Raw genomic sequence first — 14,721 nt, 5'->3', positions numbered from 1 at the left:
TGGGTCGGTAATCAGAGTACGAAATCTGGTTTAGACTCTCGCTTTGCGCCTCGGGGCGTAGCGTAGTGGCTAGCGCGCCTGCTTTGGGAGCAGGAGATCGGGAGTTCGAATCTCCCCGCCCCGACCAGTTTGTCTCGGTTCTTCTTCAATCCCTATAGGAGCAATTAGTGAAAAGTTCAGTCGAAGTTCTATCTCCAACTCGTGTTCGTCTAGATGTTGAAGTTGCTTACTCTGAGCTTGAGTCACATGTAGCTAACGCATACAAAAAGGTTGCATCACAGGTAAACATTCCTGGTTTCCGTAAGGGAAAAATTCCTGCATCAATGATCGATCAGCGTGTTGGTCGCGGAGCTGTCATCGATGAGGCAATCAACACAGCTCTTCCAATCTTTTATGGTCAAGCTGCTCGTGAGCACACAGTTGCTGTGATCGGTCGCCCAGAAGTTGATGTGAAAGAGTTTGTAGATAACGAGAAGCTTGTTTTCTCTGTTGAAGTAGATGTTCGCCCAGAAGTTGTTTTGCCAGATTTCTCAAAGATCACAATTGAAGTTGATGATGTGACAGTTGCAGATGCTGATGTTGATGAGCAGATTGAATCATTGCGCACACGTTTTGGAACACTCACAACAGTTGAGCGCGAAGTTAAGAATGGTGACTTCACTACTCTTGATATGACTGCTTTTATTGATGGTGCAGAAGTTGATGGCGGACAAGCTAATGACATCTCATACGAAGTTGGATCAGACAAGATGATTGATGGTCTTGATGAAGTCCTGATCGGCATGAAGGCCACAGATGTTAAGACTTTTGAAACACAACTTGTTGGCCAGCAAGAAGGCGAAAAGGGTGAAGTCAAGGTAACTGTTAAGGCGGTTAAAGAACGTGAACTTCCACCAGTAGATGATGCATTCGCAAAGCTTGCATCTGAATTCGACACCCTTGCAGAGTTAAAGACAGATTTTGTTGCACGTCTAGAGCGCGTGAAGAAGATGGAACAAGGTGCACAGGCACGCGATCGTCTAGTTGAAAAACTATTGGCAGATAATGAGATTCCGGTTCCAGATAATCTGGTTGAACTAGAAGTAAATGACCACCTTGAGGGCGAAGGCCGTTTAGAAGATGCCGAGCACCGCGCAGAGGTTGATGGTCAGGTTCGTTCATCTCTGAAATCTGATTTCCTTCTAGATGCAATCGTTGCCTCCGAAGATGTTCAGGTCACAGAGATCGAGTTGACTGAGTACTTAGTCCGCACATCTCAGCGTTATGGAATGGCTCCTCAGCAGTTTGCTGAAGAGCTCCAAAAAGCAGGACAGATTCAGCAACTAGTTGCAGAAGTGACTCGAGCAAAGGCGCTGGCATCTGTTTTGGGTCGCATCACCGTTAAGGATGCCTCAGGCAAGGTAATTGACCTGGAAGCTCTGGCACCTAAGGCAAACCCTGCAGATCTAGTCGAAGAGGCTTAATTCCTCTCCTTTCGCTCTGCCCACAGCGAACACAGCACGGTTCACGCATGTATTTCCCATAATCGGGAAGCATTTGGCCTTCTTAATTGTTAAGGTCACTACAGGTAAAAAACGGGAGGCAATTGACGTGGACACAGATAGCAAGATGAAGGACCAGATTTATAACCGCCTGCTTGAAGAGCGCATTGTTTTCTTGTCAGGTGAAGTCCGCGACGATATGGCCAATATGGTCTGTGCGCAGTTGCTTCTTCTGTCATCACTAGATGCCAAGAAAGATATTTTCTTATACATCAACTCACCAGGTGGATCTGTGACTGCAGGCATGGCTGTCTATGACACGATGCAGTTGATTCCTAACGATGTTGCAACTGTTACCTTCGGAATGGCTGCATCAATGGGTCAATTCCTTCTCACATCAGGTGCTAAGGGTAAGCGCTATGCAACAAAGAGCTCTCGCATTTTGATGCACCAACCACTCGGTGGCATTGGTGGAACTGCAATTGACATTCGTATTCAGGCAGAGCAAATGGCTATTACTAAGCAAACTCTTTCAGAGTTAAATGCTTTGCACACAGGGCAATCTCTAGAAAAGATCCTTGCAGACTCAGACCGTGATAACTGGTTTAATGCAACTGATGCAAAAGATTATGGCTTTGTTGATCATGTTGTTACTTCATTGGGACAAATCACTGGAGGGAAAGCGTAATGACTATTCAAGAGATTAATGCACGCTACGTTCTTCCAACAGTTGAAGAAAAGACTGCCTATGGCTACAAGCGACAAGATCCATACACAAAGTTATTTGAAGAGCGCATTATTTTCTTAGGCCAGCCAATTGATGACACAGTTGCAAACGATGTCATGGCCCAGCTTTTAACTTTGGAATCTATGGATCCAGATCGTGACATCATGATCTATATCAACTCACCTGGTGGATCTTTCACTGCACTAACAGCGATTTATGACACCATGCAGTTTGTGCGCCCAGATATCAGCACAATTTGCTTGGGCCAAGCAGCATCTGCAGCAGCTGTGATTCTTGCTGGTGGTGCAAAGGGAAAGCGTTATGCACTTGAGCACTCACGCATTTTGATCCACCAACCTTCTTCAGAAGGTGGCGGACAGGCATCTGACATTGAGATTCAAGCACGAGAAATCGATCGCATCACACGCATGCAAGAAGACCTTTTGTCACGCCATGTGGTGAAGTCATCTGAAGAGATTCGCAAAGATATTGAGCGCGACAAGATTCTTACAGCAGCAGAAGCTGTTGAATACGGAATCATTGATCAAGTACTTGCATCACGAAAGGCAAAGAAGTAACTCTTCTTTACAAATAATTGAAACTATTTGAGCCGGGTTCCCTTTGGTCATATAAGGGATACCGGCTCTTTTGGTTTTCAAACACAATTTTCGTTTTGGGTGCATCAGCATTTCCGATTGCACTCGCCGTAGCAGTTCTTGATGCAGGTGGAACCGCTACTTCATTAGGGCTAATTCTTGGTGCACGTGTTTTATCAGGTGTTGTCTTTGCCCCATTTGCAGGTGTTTGGGCTGACAGGTTGCCTCGCAGATATGTAATGATCGGTGCAGACTTATTTAGATCTGCACTTGTTGTTGTAATGATTTTTGTTTCTACTCCTACCATGCCTCATATCTTTTTGGGGTTAGCCGTTTTCCTTATGGGTGCAGGAGATGCATTTGGTGCTGCCGCGGCTGGGGCAATAATCCCAAGTCTTGTTCCTGACGAAAAACTACCTGCAGCAAATGTTGCTCGAGGTATTGTGGTCAAAAGTGCATCAATTGTTGGCCCCGGTATAGGTGGCGCATCAGTGTTCTTGGTTGGGGCTAGATTTACTTTTATTTTTACAGCTGTTGCTTTTGTATTAGGAACGTACTTTCTCTCCAAAATTAAAGAAGATATCAACGGCCAGAAGCGCGAACAAGAACCATTCATGGTGGAACTTCGCGAAGGCTTGCGTACAGTGCGAGATATTCCGTGGATTGGCGCATTCATCCTGATGGTTTCAGTTCAGTTAATGGTTGTTATTGCCGCCGAAACTGTCTTGCTCCCAGTAATTAGTCGCAGAGAATTTGATTCAAATACGCCATTCGCATTGGCTGCGGCCGCCTTTTCACTTGGCGGTATTCTTTCAGCGTTGCTGTGCGTCAAGATTAAGGTAAAGCACGAAGGCTATGTTTCGATCTTTGTGTGGATGTTCATCATCATCGCTCCACTTTCGTTGGCGTTTCCTGTGTCAGGCACATTTATAGTTGTTGCATATTTGTTTGCGGGATTCTCAGTTGGACCATGGGAAGCCTGGTGGTCTTCTGCAGTGCAACGAGAAGTTCCACAACATTTACAAGGCAGGGTATTTTCAATCGACCACATGGGTTCGGCCGGATTAATGCCCATTGGTATGGCATTGATTGGTCCTGCTGTTGCTTTTTTTGGCGAGAAAGAGTTGTTAATCGGCGCCTCAATTTTCCATGTGCTCATCAGCTTTGCAATCCTTCGAGTCCCTGGCGTTAAGGATATGAAAATGCCAAATACCCCTACTGATTATTCTCACGGCGAACAGAAGTAAGCCTAAAAAACCAAGCACGAATTCACACAAGAACGTAAAATTTGGGCATGACAAGAATCGGTGAAACAAGCGATCTGCTCAAGTGCTCTTTCTGCGGCAAGACCCAGAAGCAGGTTAAGAAGTTGATTGCCGGTCCTGGCGTTTATATCTGCGATGAATGTATTGAGCTTTGTAATGAGATCATCGTCGAAGAACTTACTGAAGCCGCATCTCTTGGCCTTTCTGAACTTCCTAAGCCACAGGCAATCTTTGAATTTCTAGATCAATATGTAATCGGGCAAGATCGAGCAAAGAAGTCTTTATCTGTTGCCGTCTATAACCACTACAAGCGCGTGCAGAGCGGTGAGTCAAAGGGTGAAGGCGCTATTGAATTAGCAAAGTCAAATATCTTGATGCTCGGACCAACTGGTTGCGGCAAGACACTTATGGCTCAAACTTTAGCTCGCATGTTAAACGTTCCATTTGCAATTGCAGATGCAACCGCCCTTACTGAGGCTGGCTATGTTGGTGAAGATGTTGAAAACATTTTGCTTAAGCTTTTGCAAGCTGCAGATTATGATGTGAAGAAAGCGGAAACGGGAATTATCTACATCGATGAGATCGATAAGGTTGCACGTAAATCAGAAAATCCTTCAATTACTAGAGATGTTTCAGGCGAAGGTGTTCAGCAAGCACTGCTGAAGATTCTTGAAGGAACAGTTGCATCTGTTCCACCTCAGGGCGGTCGCAAGCACCCACATCAAGAATTTATTCAGATTGACACAACAAATGTCTTATTCATTGTTGGTGGAGCATTTTCTGGTCTTGAAAAGATCATTGAAAGTAGAATTGGAAAGTCAGGCGTTGGGTTTAACGCTACTTTGCAAGATGCTTCTGAGAAGAACCGCAAAGACATTTTCGCAGATGTCATGCCAGAAGATCTCTTGAAGTTTGGAATGATTCCAGAGTTCATTGGTCGCTTGCCAGTTCTTACAAGTGTGGAGAACCTAGATAAGCCAGCTTTAATGCAGATTCTGACTGAGCCAAAAAATGCTCTTGTGAAGCAATATCAGCGACTATTTAATCTTGATCATGTGGAACTTGAATTTGATGCAGAAGCACTGGATGCAATTGCAGATCTCGCACAGGAACGTGGCACGGGTGCTCGTGGACTTCGAGCAATCATGGAATCTGTGCTCCTTTCGGTGATGTATGAAGTTCCAAGCCGCACAGACATTGAAAAGGTGATTATTACCAAGGAATGCATCACATCTGGTGGCCAGCCAACATTGGTAAATCACACAGGCCCAAAGCGCGCACGAGCAGCAAAAGGTACTGAAGAGAAGAGCGCATAATCTAGACTGCGCACTATGTCTTCAAGCCGTGAATTAGCCTCATCTTTCTCGCCAAACGAGATCGAATCTGCGCTGTATGAAAAGTGGATGAAGGCCGGATATTTCACAGCTGATGCTTCTTCTAGCAAGCCACCATTTTCCATAGTTTTGCCTCCACCTAATGTCACTGGCGTTTTACACATTGGCCACGCACTTGATCAAACTTTGCAGGATTGTTTAACCCGCATGAAGCGCATGCAAGGTTTTGAAGTTTTATGGTTACCAGGAATGGACCATGCGGGCATTGCAACCCAAAACGTTGTAGAAAAACAATTAGCAGTTAGCGGCATGTCACGCCACGATCTTGGTCGTGAAGAGTTTGTTAAAAAAGTTTGGGAGTGGAAAGAAGAATCAGGAGGCGCGATTCTTGAACAGATGAAGCGCTTGGGATCTTCAGTTGATTGGTCAAGAGAACGCTTCACCATGGATGAAGGAATGTCCAAAGCAGTTGTTGCGATCTTTAAGCGGATGTATGACGCAGGACTTATTTATCGCGCTGAAAGAATTATTAATTGGTGCCCAAGGTGTTTGACAGCCTTGTCAGATATTGAAGTTGAGCATCAAGATGATGCAGGTGAATTCGTTCAGATTCGCTATGGCGAGGGTGAGCAAAGCATCGTGATTGCAACTACCCGAGCTGAAACAATGTTGGGAGACGGCGCAGTTGCCGTGCACCCAGATGATCCTCGATACAAACACATGATCGGTTCTGAAGTTTTACTGCCTTTAGTTAACCGAATGATTCCGATTATTGCTGATGAATTAGTTGATCCTGACTTTGGAACAGGCGCAGTAAAAGTGACTGCAGCACATGATCCAAATGACTTTGAGATGGCGATGCGCCACAACGTTCCGTTTGTTGTGATCATGAACGAACACGCCGTAATGGATGGAACTGGCACAGAGTTTGATGGCATGGATCGTTTTGATGCTCGCGTAGCCGTAGTTGCAAAGTTAAAGGAAATGGGCCGAGTTGTTGCTGAAAAGCGTCCATACATGCACGCAGTTGGACATTGTTCTCGTTGCGATACAACCGTTGAGCCACGTTTATCAAAGCAGTGGTTTGTAAATGTCGCACCTATGGCAAAGGCATCTGCCGATGCTGTTAGAAGTGGTGAAGTAACAATTGAACCTGAAGCACTCGCTCCTCGTTACTTTGAGTGGGTCGACAACATGCACGACTGGTGTATTTCGCGTCAGTTGTGGTGGGGTCACAGAATTCCTGTTTGGTATGGACCAAATGGTGAAGTACAAGTTGTAGGTCCTGATGAGACCGCACCTGCTGGTTGGACACAGGATCCAGATGTATTAGATACCTGGTTCTCCTCTGGTCAATGGGCATTTTCAACATTTGGTTGGCCAGAAAAGTCAGCAGATCTTGCAAAGTTCTATCCGACATCTGTCCTTGTTACAGGCTATGACATCTTGTTCTTCTGGGTTGTGCGCATGATGATGATGTCAACATTTGCAATGGATGGTGTTGCACCATTTAAGACAATCATGTTGCACGGTTTGGTACGTGATCAATTTGGTAAGAAGATGTCCAAGAGTCGTGGAAATGTTGTGGATCCAATTGAATTCATGGATAAGTACGGCGCAGATGCGTTGCGCTTTACCTTGGCACGCGGTGCCAATCCAGGGACAGACCAAGCACTTGCAGAAGACTGGATCGGTGGATCACGTAACTTTGCAACTAAGTTATGGAATGCAACTCGCTTTGCAATGATGAATGGCGCAACAGTTGCCGGTGATCTCCCACCTGTTGATTCCTTGAATGCAATCGATAAGTGGATTCTTAGTTGTCTTTCAGAAACCGTTCAAGAAGCAACCGATCTCTTGGAAAAGTATGAATTCGCTCGGGCATGCGAGTTGATGTATCACTTCGCATGGGATGACCTGTGTGACTGGTACCTAGAGCTTTCTAAAGAAGCTTTTGCTTCAGGTAATGCTGAATCAAGTAAGCGAGTATTGGGATATGTACTCGATCAACTATTCCGTTTAATGCATCCAGTTATGCCTTTTATTACAGAGCAGATGTGGACCACGCTGACCGGGGGAGAGTCCTTAGTGATTGCGCAATGGCCACAAGCCCATGCTGCCCATATTGATAAAAAGGCAGAAAAGCTTGTTTCTGAGCTTCAAGAGATCATCACTGAGGTGCGCCGCTTCCGTAATGATCAAGGTATTAAAACTTCACTCAAGATTCCTGGCCGCATTCTGGCAACAGGTGAAATTGCACAATATGCATCAGCGGTGGCATTTGTAGTTCGAATGGAGCTTGGGGACATCACACCGAGTGCAAAATGTGAAGCAGCAGGAGTCACTATTGAATTTGATTTAACAGGATCAATTGATGTGGCAGCAGAGCGCGCTCGACTTGAAAAGGACCTTGCTACAGCCCAAAAGGATAAGCAAACCGCTGAAGTGAAGTTGAATAACCAAGGTTTCATGGCTAAAGCACCAGCAGAAGTTGTTGTTGAAATTCGCGAACGTCTTGAAAAGACAACTGCAGATATAGAACGTGTATCTGCCGCATTAGCAGCATTGCCACAATCATGATGATTTCACCAGATGATCAAGAAAGAGTTGATGCCATTGAGCAGGCATTACTTGCGCGTTGGCCTGAAACACGTATTGCGCCGACCACAGAACGCATTGCTGCACTCGTAGATCTTTTAGGATCTCCTCAATTAACCTATCCAACGATTCACATCGGTGGAACAAATGGCAAGACAACAACAACACGAATGATTGATTCTTTGCTATTTGCACATGGACTTCGCACAGGGCGCTTTACGAGTCCGCACCTTGAAACGTATCGGGAGCGTATTGCAATTAACGGTGAGCCAATTGATCCTAAGGAATTAATCTTTTCCTATAACGATATTGCTGCCTACCTAGATTTAGTCGACACAAAATTTGAGCATCCCATTTCATTCTTTGAGGCAATCACTGCATTAGCTTTTGCGGCCTTCGCAGAGCACCCAGTTGATGTGGGAGTAATTGAAGTTGGCATGGGCGGACAGTGGGATGCAACCAATGTTGTCGATGCTGATGTTTCAGTAATCATGCCTATCGGTTTTGATCATATGGAGTACCTGGGTAACACTTTGCATGAGATTGCCTCTACCAAAGCAGGAATTATCAAAGAGGGCGGCTTTGTAGTCCTAGCCCAGCAAGAGCATGAGGCAGCAAAAGAGTTAATCCGAAAGGCTGCTGAGGTAGGCGCAGATGTTGTTCGTGAAGGCATTGAATACTCAGTTGCTTCACGCGCAGTTGCTGTCGGAGGACAGTTGTTAACTATTCAAGGTATTCACGATACTTACGATGAAATCTTCCTGCCACTACATGGTCGTCACCAAGCAGCAAATGCCGCATCAGCACTGGTTGCAGTGGAAGCCTTCTTTGGAGATCAACCTCTAGATATTGAAGCAGTTCGTGCTGGCTTTGCCGCTGTCACATCACCTGGACGATGCGAAATTGTTCATCGTGAACCAACTGTCATTCTAGATGCCGCACACAACCCACATGGTGCAAAAGCACTAGCTGATACCTTGCTCAATGAATTCAACTTTGATGAAATTATTGCTGTTGTGGGTGTATTTGGAGATAAAGATGCCACTGGAATACTTCAAGAACTAGAACAGATCGTTGACCATGTCATTGTCACCCAAAGCTCGTCTTCAAGAGCAATGCCATCTTCTGAATTGGAAAAGATTGCCTCAAAGATTTTTGGAGCCGATCGTGTCTTTGAAGTTTCAGATTTAGCTACAGCCTTAGATAGAGCGGTTGGAGATGCTGTCAGACCGTTGAGTGAAGACACGGTCGGAATAATCGTTACCGGTTCTGTCGTAACAGTTGGCGAAGCACGAACATATCTGCGGAAGAAGTTTTCTAAATGAAAATTCTCGGAGCATCAGTTTTGATTGCTGAAAGCATGACCATGGGTTTTGCAATACTCATTGCAATGAAAGACCAATCCCAGGCCGCAATCATTTATGGCTGCATGGTTTCATTCTTGTTATTTGTGGCTGCAGCTCTTGTGCGCCGGCCCGGAGGATTTGTATTTGGATCATTGATGCAAATTGCGATGATTGCCTTCGGTTTCATCGAGCCCTCCTTCTTCATAATTGGGGTGGTTTTGATTGGTCTTTGGGTGGCAGCCATCGTTGTGGGCCGTAAGGGTGAGGCCGCTCGCGCTGCCTTGCTGGCTGCGGGTCCGAAAAAACCCTAATAGACTGAGCGGGTGAGTACAGAAAAGACACTTATCCTCGTTAAGCCCGATGGCGTTGCCCGCGGTTTAGTTGGCGAGGTTATTTCGCGTATTGAAGCAAAAGGATATGCAATTGATTCTTTGCGCATGCTCCAAGCGGATCGTGCATTACTAGAAAAGCATTACGCCGAACATATTGGTAAACCATTTTACGAACCATTAGTTGAGTTCATGATGTCTGGACCTATCGTTGCAATAGTTGCTTCTGGTAATCGAGTCATCGAAGGATTCCGGTCATTGGCTGGAGTAACAGATCCAACTGTTGCAGCACCAGGAACTATCCGTGGAGATCTAGCCCGCGATCAAGGAACCAAAGTTGTGCAGAATATTGTTCACGGCTCTGATTCACCAGAATCAGCTGCACGTGAAATTGAAATTTTCTTCCCCAATAAGTAATCCCCGCAATAAGTACAAGGAGTAAAGATGTCACAAGGAAGCAGAATGTCTTTCATTGGTCGCGATATGGCCATTGACCTAGGAACTGCAAACACGCTTGTTTATGTGCGTGGGCGTGGCATTGTTTTAGATGAGCCATCTGTTGTTGCAATCAACAACGATACTGGCGGAATTTTAGCTGTCGGTCTTGAAGCTAAGAAAATGATCGGTCGTACTCCTGGCAATATTGTTGCTATCCGTCCACTCAAGGATGGCGTTATTGCAGACTTCGACACTACTGAGCGTATGTTGCGCTACTTCATCCAAAAAGTGCACCGTCGTCGTTACTTGGCAAAGCCAAGAATTGTCGTGTGTGTGCCGTCAGGCATTACAGGTGTTGAGCAGCGCGCAGTTAAAGATGCGGGTTATGCCGCGGGTGCACGCAAGGTTTACATCATTGAAGAGCCAATGGCTGCAGCAATTGGTGCTGGACTTCCAATTCATGAGCCAACGGGCAACATGGTTGTAGATATCGGTGGCGGTACTACTGAAGTAGCTGTTATTTCACTGGGTGGAATCGTTACAACGGGATCTATTCGAGTTGGTGGAGATGCCCTAGATCAAGCGATTATCAATTGGATTAAGCGCGAATACTCCTTGCTTTTGGGAGAGCGCACAGCAGAAGAAATCAAAAAGCGCATCGGATCTGCTTATCATTTTGCTGATGAACCTGATGCTGAGATTCCAGGACGCGATTTAGCAACGGGTCTTCCAAAGACAATCGTTGTTACTGCTGCTGAAATTCGCAAGGCACTGGAAGAGCCCGTAAATGCAATTGTTAATGCAGTTAAGAACACTTTGGATAAGACACCTCCAGAGCTCGCATCAGATTTAATGGATCGCGGAATTGTTCTTACCGGTGGTGGAGCACTTCTCTTGGGTCTTGATGAACGTCTTCGCAAAGAGACTGGTCTTCCAATCCACGTGGCAGATGATCCGCTACGCGCTGTTGTTATTGGTACCGGAAAGTGCATTGAAGAGTTTGAAGCACTTGAGAAGGTTCTAATCTCCGAGCCTCGTCGATAAGGTCTTTCGTAAATGCGTAACGGAGGACGCGCACGGTTGTTATTGGTGACTTTGATTGTCACTTCCTTGTTCCTAATAACTCTGGACCTGCGCGGCGTTAAGGTGATTGACGGCTTCAAGCAGGCCACACAGACCGTTATGTCTCCTTTTCAACGAGCAGGTAGTGCAGTACTGACTCCGGTAAAGAACTTCCTTTCAGATGTTACACATTTAGGACGAACCCGTAATCAAATTGAGAAACTTGAAGCTGAGAACGCAAAGTTAAGGTCTGAACTCATAAATCGTCAGAATGCTGATGCACAGCTAGAGCAACTTAAAGATATTTTGGATTTAGCAGGAACTGCTGGCTACAAGATAGTTAACGCCAAAGTAATTAGCCAAGGCTCAAGTCAATCCTTTTCGCAAACAGTAACGATTGATATTGGAAGTAATGCGGGCATTAAAAAGAATATGACCGTCTTGTCTCAATATGGAATTGCTGGTGTTGTGAAAGATGTTTATCCAAACTCAGCACTAATTCAATTGGCAAGTGATCCAAGCTTTAGAATTGGTGCACGTATTGCAGGTACGCAACAAATAGGAATTCTCACAGGACGTGGAACCCAGTCTGCAAGCCTGCAATTATTGGATAACTCGACTAACGTTAAAGAAGGCGACATTCTGCTTTCTCGCGGCAGTATCGCCAACCGTCCCTTTGTTCCAGGTGTTCCATTGGGGTATGTGACAAGTGTTGATAATTCAGCTGGAGCAATAGCCCAGACCGCAACTATTCGTTACTACACAAACTTTTCCTCTTTAGGTGTGGTTGCAATTGTCCTCAGCGCGTCTGGATCAAATCCAGGAGATGCACTTGTTCCAGTTAAGCCACGTGTTACTCCAATTCCTACTGTGACGGTTTTTGTAACCCCATCACCAACACCTACTAAGTAAACGCCATGTCGATTCGTCAAATATCAGTAGCCTCCACCGTCCTCCTAATGATTTATGTTATTCAGGAGTCGGTTGTCTCTCAGCTTCGCTTACCTGGTGGTGGCTTTTCCATTTTGTTAATTTTTGCATTGACCTGGGCTGTGTTAAGTGAAACAGAAGTTGCAGCGGTCATTGGTTTTGCAGCTGGCTTTTTAATGGACTTATCTCAGACCGCGGCTGGTCCTTTTGGTCAATGGACGCTGATTATGTTGCTTGCCGGTTATGCAATTTCCTATATCGGTTTTGGTGACGACAATGTTCAAGCAAATGCCATAGGGATTATCTTTTTTGTAGTCATCGCAAATTTCTTAGTGGAAGTTGCCTATTTAGCGACTGCGGCACTTCTTGGTGTCTCATTAGGTTCATTTGTTCAGATTCTGATCACCTTGGTAGGAATGAGTATTTGGACACTTCTGATTTCTCCACTTATGCTCCCAGCATTTACTCGATTACACGCAATGATCTTTGATTCTCGGTCAGCGCTATGAACAACAAATCACGTCTTTCCTTACTAGTCGTTCAGATACTTATTATCTCTTTGATGACAGCACTGTTTGGACGTCTGTTTTATCTACAAGTTGCGGCAGGTCCCAAGTACCGGGAAGCGGCGCTGAGTATCCAAAGCCGAGATGTGGTGGCTCCTGCAACTCGCGGTCTAATCGTTGATGGCTATGGGGTTCCTTTAGCAATGAATAAGGCTGGCCTGGCCATCACAATCGATCGAATTGCAATTGATAAGTTAGAGGATAAAGGCGTTAGCGTTATGAAGCGTTTAGCTGCCCTTTTAAATCTTAAGTATGAAGATGTTTATCAAAACACTCGCCTGTGTGGCGAACTTCCTAAGGGAAAGAAAGCTGGATGCTGGCAGGGTTCTAGATACCAACCGATTCCTATCACAAAGTCTGCAGATCCAGATATTGCACTTCAAATTGTCGAACGCTCCGATGCATTCCCAGGTGTTGATGCACAACCAGTTGCAATTAGAAATTATCCAAGTTATTTAGATGTAAATGCTGCCCACGTCTTGGGATATGTGGGACCACTCACGGAATCAGATTTATTGGAATCAAACAGTAAGCAGTACTTCCGTAGTGAAACTATCGGTAAGTCTGGGTTGGAAATTCAATACGACTCTTTCCTTCGTGGCGAGCCAGGTATTCGGACAGTTATTGTTGATCGAAAAGAATCCATCACACGTGAGAGCCAAAATACAAAACCGGTTCCTGGTGATCACCTTGTAACAAGTTTGGATGTTCGCTTACAAGCGGCTACCGAAAAAGCTTTGAAAGATGCCGTTCTACGTGGCCGTGCTAATGGCTACACATCTGATTCAGGCGCAGCCATTGTTATGGATGTTAAAACTGGACAAATTCTGGCCCTTGCTTCATACCCAACTTATGACCCAAATTCATGGGAAAAAGGTTTAACCGTTCAGCAAGCGTCAGATTTGTTTAGTGAAAAGAAGTCAGTACCCGCACTTAACCGAGCAATTCAGGGCTTGTTTGCACCGGCTTCCACCTTCAAAGTTGTCTCAGTTGTTGCCGCAGCAGATGCTGGATATGACATCAATGCAAATTATGACTGTCCTTCTCAGGTGCAGGTTGGAACCAGAGCCTTCCAAAACTTTGATAGTAAAAATCAAGGAAGAATGGACATGAAGAAGGCAATTGCTGTCTCATGCGACACCATTTGGTACCAGATTGCCTTTGATGAATGGCTCCGAGATGGTGGGTTAAAGCCAAAATCTAACCCTAATGATTACTTCTTCAAAGCTGCCCAAGCCTTTGATATCACTGAAAAGGTAGGAATTGATCTTCCATCTGAGTCACGTTCTCGACTTGCTGATCGTGCATACAAAAAGAGATGGCACGATCAGAATAAAGATTTCTATTGCAACTACAAAGATCGCGCTACTAAGGCGCAGCAGACACCATTTCTATTGCAGTTAGCTGCTGAAAACTGTGTGGATGGGGACAAGATCCGCGCAGGAGATGCGGTGAATTTTTCAATTGGTCAAGGTGACACCGTTGTTACTCCACTTAAGTTAACCCAGATGTATGCGGCAATTGCAAACGGTGGAACTATTTGGCAGGCAAGTATTGCAAAGGCGGTTGTTAAAACTGACGGAACTGTGGTCGAGACGTTCACCCCAGCCAAACTTGGCACTTTAGATGTTGAAGCATCAACAATTAAATTCTTACAGCAATCACTGCGAGAAGTTGTTGTTAGCGGAACAGGTGCAGGAGCATTTGCAGGTTTTCCAATTGAGATCAGCGGTAAGACTGGAACAGGTCAGGTCTTTGGAAAAAATCCTGATGGATCTTTAAAAGATGACACTTCTTGGTTTGCATCGTATGCACCAAGTGATAATCCACGATATGCAGTTGTCATGATGGTTGGGCAAGGTGGATTTGGTGCTTCAACATCTGGTGTTGGTGTTCGACAGATTTATGAAGCACTCTTTGGAGTCTCAGGTAATAAAATTATTCCTGGCGCGGCGTTGTTCCCTGAAGGAAAGCCACCTATGCAATTGCCTAAGATTTCACCTGCAACCAAGCCAAAGGAGACGGGTAAGTGAGCTCCATACAAGCTCG

At 45.3% G+C, this 14,721-nt stretch carries 13 protein-coding genes and 1 tRNA gene; all 14 read left to right on the top strand.

Features of this window, described 5'->3' with window-relative positions:
- Nucleotides 1-51: 51 nt before the first annotated feature.
- Nucleotides 52-127, top strand: a tRNA-Pro gene (locus AC9UH7_RS04715).
- A 40-nt stretch (nt 128-167) separates the two neighbouring features.
- Nucleotides 168-1,463, top strand: a complete 1,296-nt coding sequence (gene tig / locus AC9UH7_RS04710; protein WP_509595743.1) for a trigger factor — start codon at nt 168-170, stop codon at nt 1,461-1,463.
- Between the two features lie 127 nt (nt 1,464-1,590).
- A complete protein-coding gene (locus tag AC9UH7_RS04705; RefSeq protein ID WP_509595746.1) occupies nt 1,591-2,169 on the top strand; it encodes an ATP-dependent Clp protease proteolytic subunit in 579 nt (192 codons plus the stop codon).
- On the top strand, nt 2,169-2,786 hold the full coding sequence (locus tag AC9UH7_RS04700) for an ATP-dependent Clp protease proteolytic subunit (RefSeq protein WP_509595740.1): 618 nt from the start codon (nt 2,169-2,171) through the stop codon (nt 2,784-2,786). The genes AC9UH7_RS04705 and AC9UH7_RS04700 overlap by 1 nt, the downstream gene beginning before the upstream one ends.
- Nucleotides 2,787-2,803: 17 nt before the next feature.
- Nucleotides 2,804-4,051 (top strand): MFS transporter, encoded by a 1,248-nt coding sequence (locus tag AC9UH7_RS04695; RefSeq protein ID WP_509595737.1) that lies wholly within the window; start codon nt 2,804-2,806, stop codon nt 4,049-4,051.
- A 47-nt stretch (nt 4,052-4,098) separates the two neighbouring features.
- Nucleotides 4,099-5,385: an ATP-dependent Clp protease ATP-binding subunit ClpX gene (gene clpX / locus AC9UH7_RS04690; protein ID WP_509595734.1), complete on the top strand. Its 1,287-nt coding sequence runs from the start codon at nt 4,099-4,101 to the stop codon at nt 5,383-5,385.
- A gap of 15 nt (nt 5,386-5,400) precedes the next feature.
- Nucleotides 5,401-7,983 (top strand): valine--tRNA ligase, encoded by a 2,583-nt coding sequence (locus AC9UH7_RS04685; protein ID WP_509595732.1) that lies wholly within the window; start codon nt 5,401-5,403, stop codon nt 7,981-7,983.
- Complete coding sequence (locus tag AC9UH7_RS04680) at nt 7,980-9,326, top strand: bifunctional folylpolyglutamate synthase/dihydrofolate synthase (protein WP_509595729.1); 1,347 nt, start codon at nt 7,980-7,982, stop codon at nt 9,324-9,326. The genes AC9UH7_RS04685 and AC9UH7_RS04680 overlap by 4 nt, the downstream gene beginning before the upstream one ends.
- Nucleotides 9,323-9,658 (top strand): DUF4233 domain-containing protein, encoded by a 336-nt coding sequence (locus tag AC9UH7_RS04675; protein ID WP_509595726.1) that lies wholly within the window; start codon nt 9,323-9,325, stop codon nt 9,656-9,658. The genes AC9UH7_RS04680 and AC9UH7_RS04675 overlap by 4 nt, the downstream gene beginning before the upstream one ends.
- Nucleotides 9,659-9,670: 12 nt before the next feature.
- Entirely contained in the window at nt 9,671-10,093 is a 423-nt protein-coding gene (gene ndk, locus AC9UH7_RS04670) for a nucleoside-diphosphate kinase (protein WP_509595724.1), read from the top strand.
- A 27-nt stretch (nt 10,094-10,120) separates the two neighbouring features.
- Complete coding sequence (locus tag AC9UH7_RS04665; RefSeq protein ID WP_509595721.1) at nt 10,121-11,158, top strand: rod shape-determining protein; 1,038 nt, start codon at nt 10,121-10,123, stop codon at nt 11,156-11,158.
- A 12-nt stretch (nt 11,159-11,170) separates the two neighbouring features.
- The gene (gene mreC, locus AC9UH7_RS04660; RefSeq protein WP_509595718.1) at nt 11,171-12,088 is read left to right on the top strand and encodes a rod shape-determining protein MreC; all 918 of its coding nucleotides are present in this window, start codon (nt 11,171-11,173) and stop codon (nt 12,086-12,088) included.
- A gap of 5 nt (nt 12,089-12,093) precedes the next feature.
- On the top strand, nt 12,094-12,615 hold the full coding sequence (gene mreD, locus AC9UH7_RS04655) for a rod shape-determining protein MreD (protein ID WP_509595715.1): 522 nt from the start codon (nt 12,094-12,096) through the stop codon (nt 12,613-12,615).
- Entirely contained in the window at nt 12,612-14,705 is a 2,094-nt protein-coding gene (gene mrdA / locus AC9UH7_RS04650; protein ID WP_509595713.1) for a penicillin-binding protein 2, read from the top strand. Before mreD ends, mrdA begins: the two co-directional genes overlap by 4 nt.
- Nucleotides 14,706-14,721: the final 16 nt, after the last annotated feature.

The organism is Candidatus Planktophila sp., assembly GCF_044348745.1.
GTDB lineage: Bacteria > Actinomycetota > Actinomycetes > Nanopelagicales > Nanopelagicaceae > Planktophila.
Note: the sequence above shows the minus strand (reverse complement) of the source record. Positions and strands in the feature narration are given on the sequence as shown.

Coding starts and splice junctions, on each gene's coding strand:
- AC9UH7_RS04680 (WP_509595729.1), top strand. CDS start 7,980: ATGATGATTTCACCAGATGATCAAGAAAGAGTTGATGCCATTGAGCAG.
- clpX (WP_509595734.1), top strand. CDS start 4,099: ATGACAAGAATCGGTGAAACAAGCGATCTGCTCAAGTGCTCTTTCTGC.
- mreC (WP_509595718.1), top strand. CDS start 11,171: ATGCGTAACGGAGGACGCGCACGGTTGTTATTGGTGACTTTGATTGTC.
- AC9UH7_RS04675 (WP_509595726.1), top strand. CDS start 9,323: ATGAAAATTCTCGGAGCATCAGTTTTGATTGCTGAAAGCATGACCATG.
- AC9UH7_RS04665 (WP_509595721.1), top strand. CDS start 10,121: ATGTCACAAGGAAGCAGAATGTCTTTCATTGGTCGCGATATGGCCATT.
- mreD (WP_509595715.1), top strand. CDS start 12,094: ATGTCGATTCGTCAAATATCAGTAGCCTCCACCGTCCTCCTAATGATT.
- AC9UH7_RS04700 (WP_509595740.1), top strand. CDS start 2,169: ATGACTATTCAAGAGATTAATGCACGCTACGTTCTTCCAACAGTTGAA.
- AC9UH7_RS04685 (WP_509595732.1), top strand. CDS start 5,401: ATGTCTTCAAGCCGTGAATTAGCCTCATCTTTCTCGCCAAACGAGATC.
- mrdA (WP_509595713.1), top strand. CDS start 12,612: ATGAACAACAAATCACGTCTTTCCTTACTAGTCGTTCAGATACTTATT.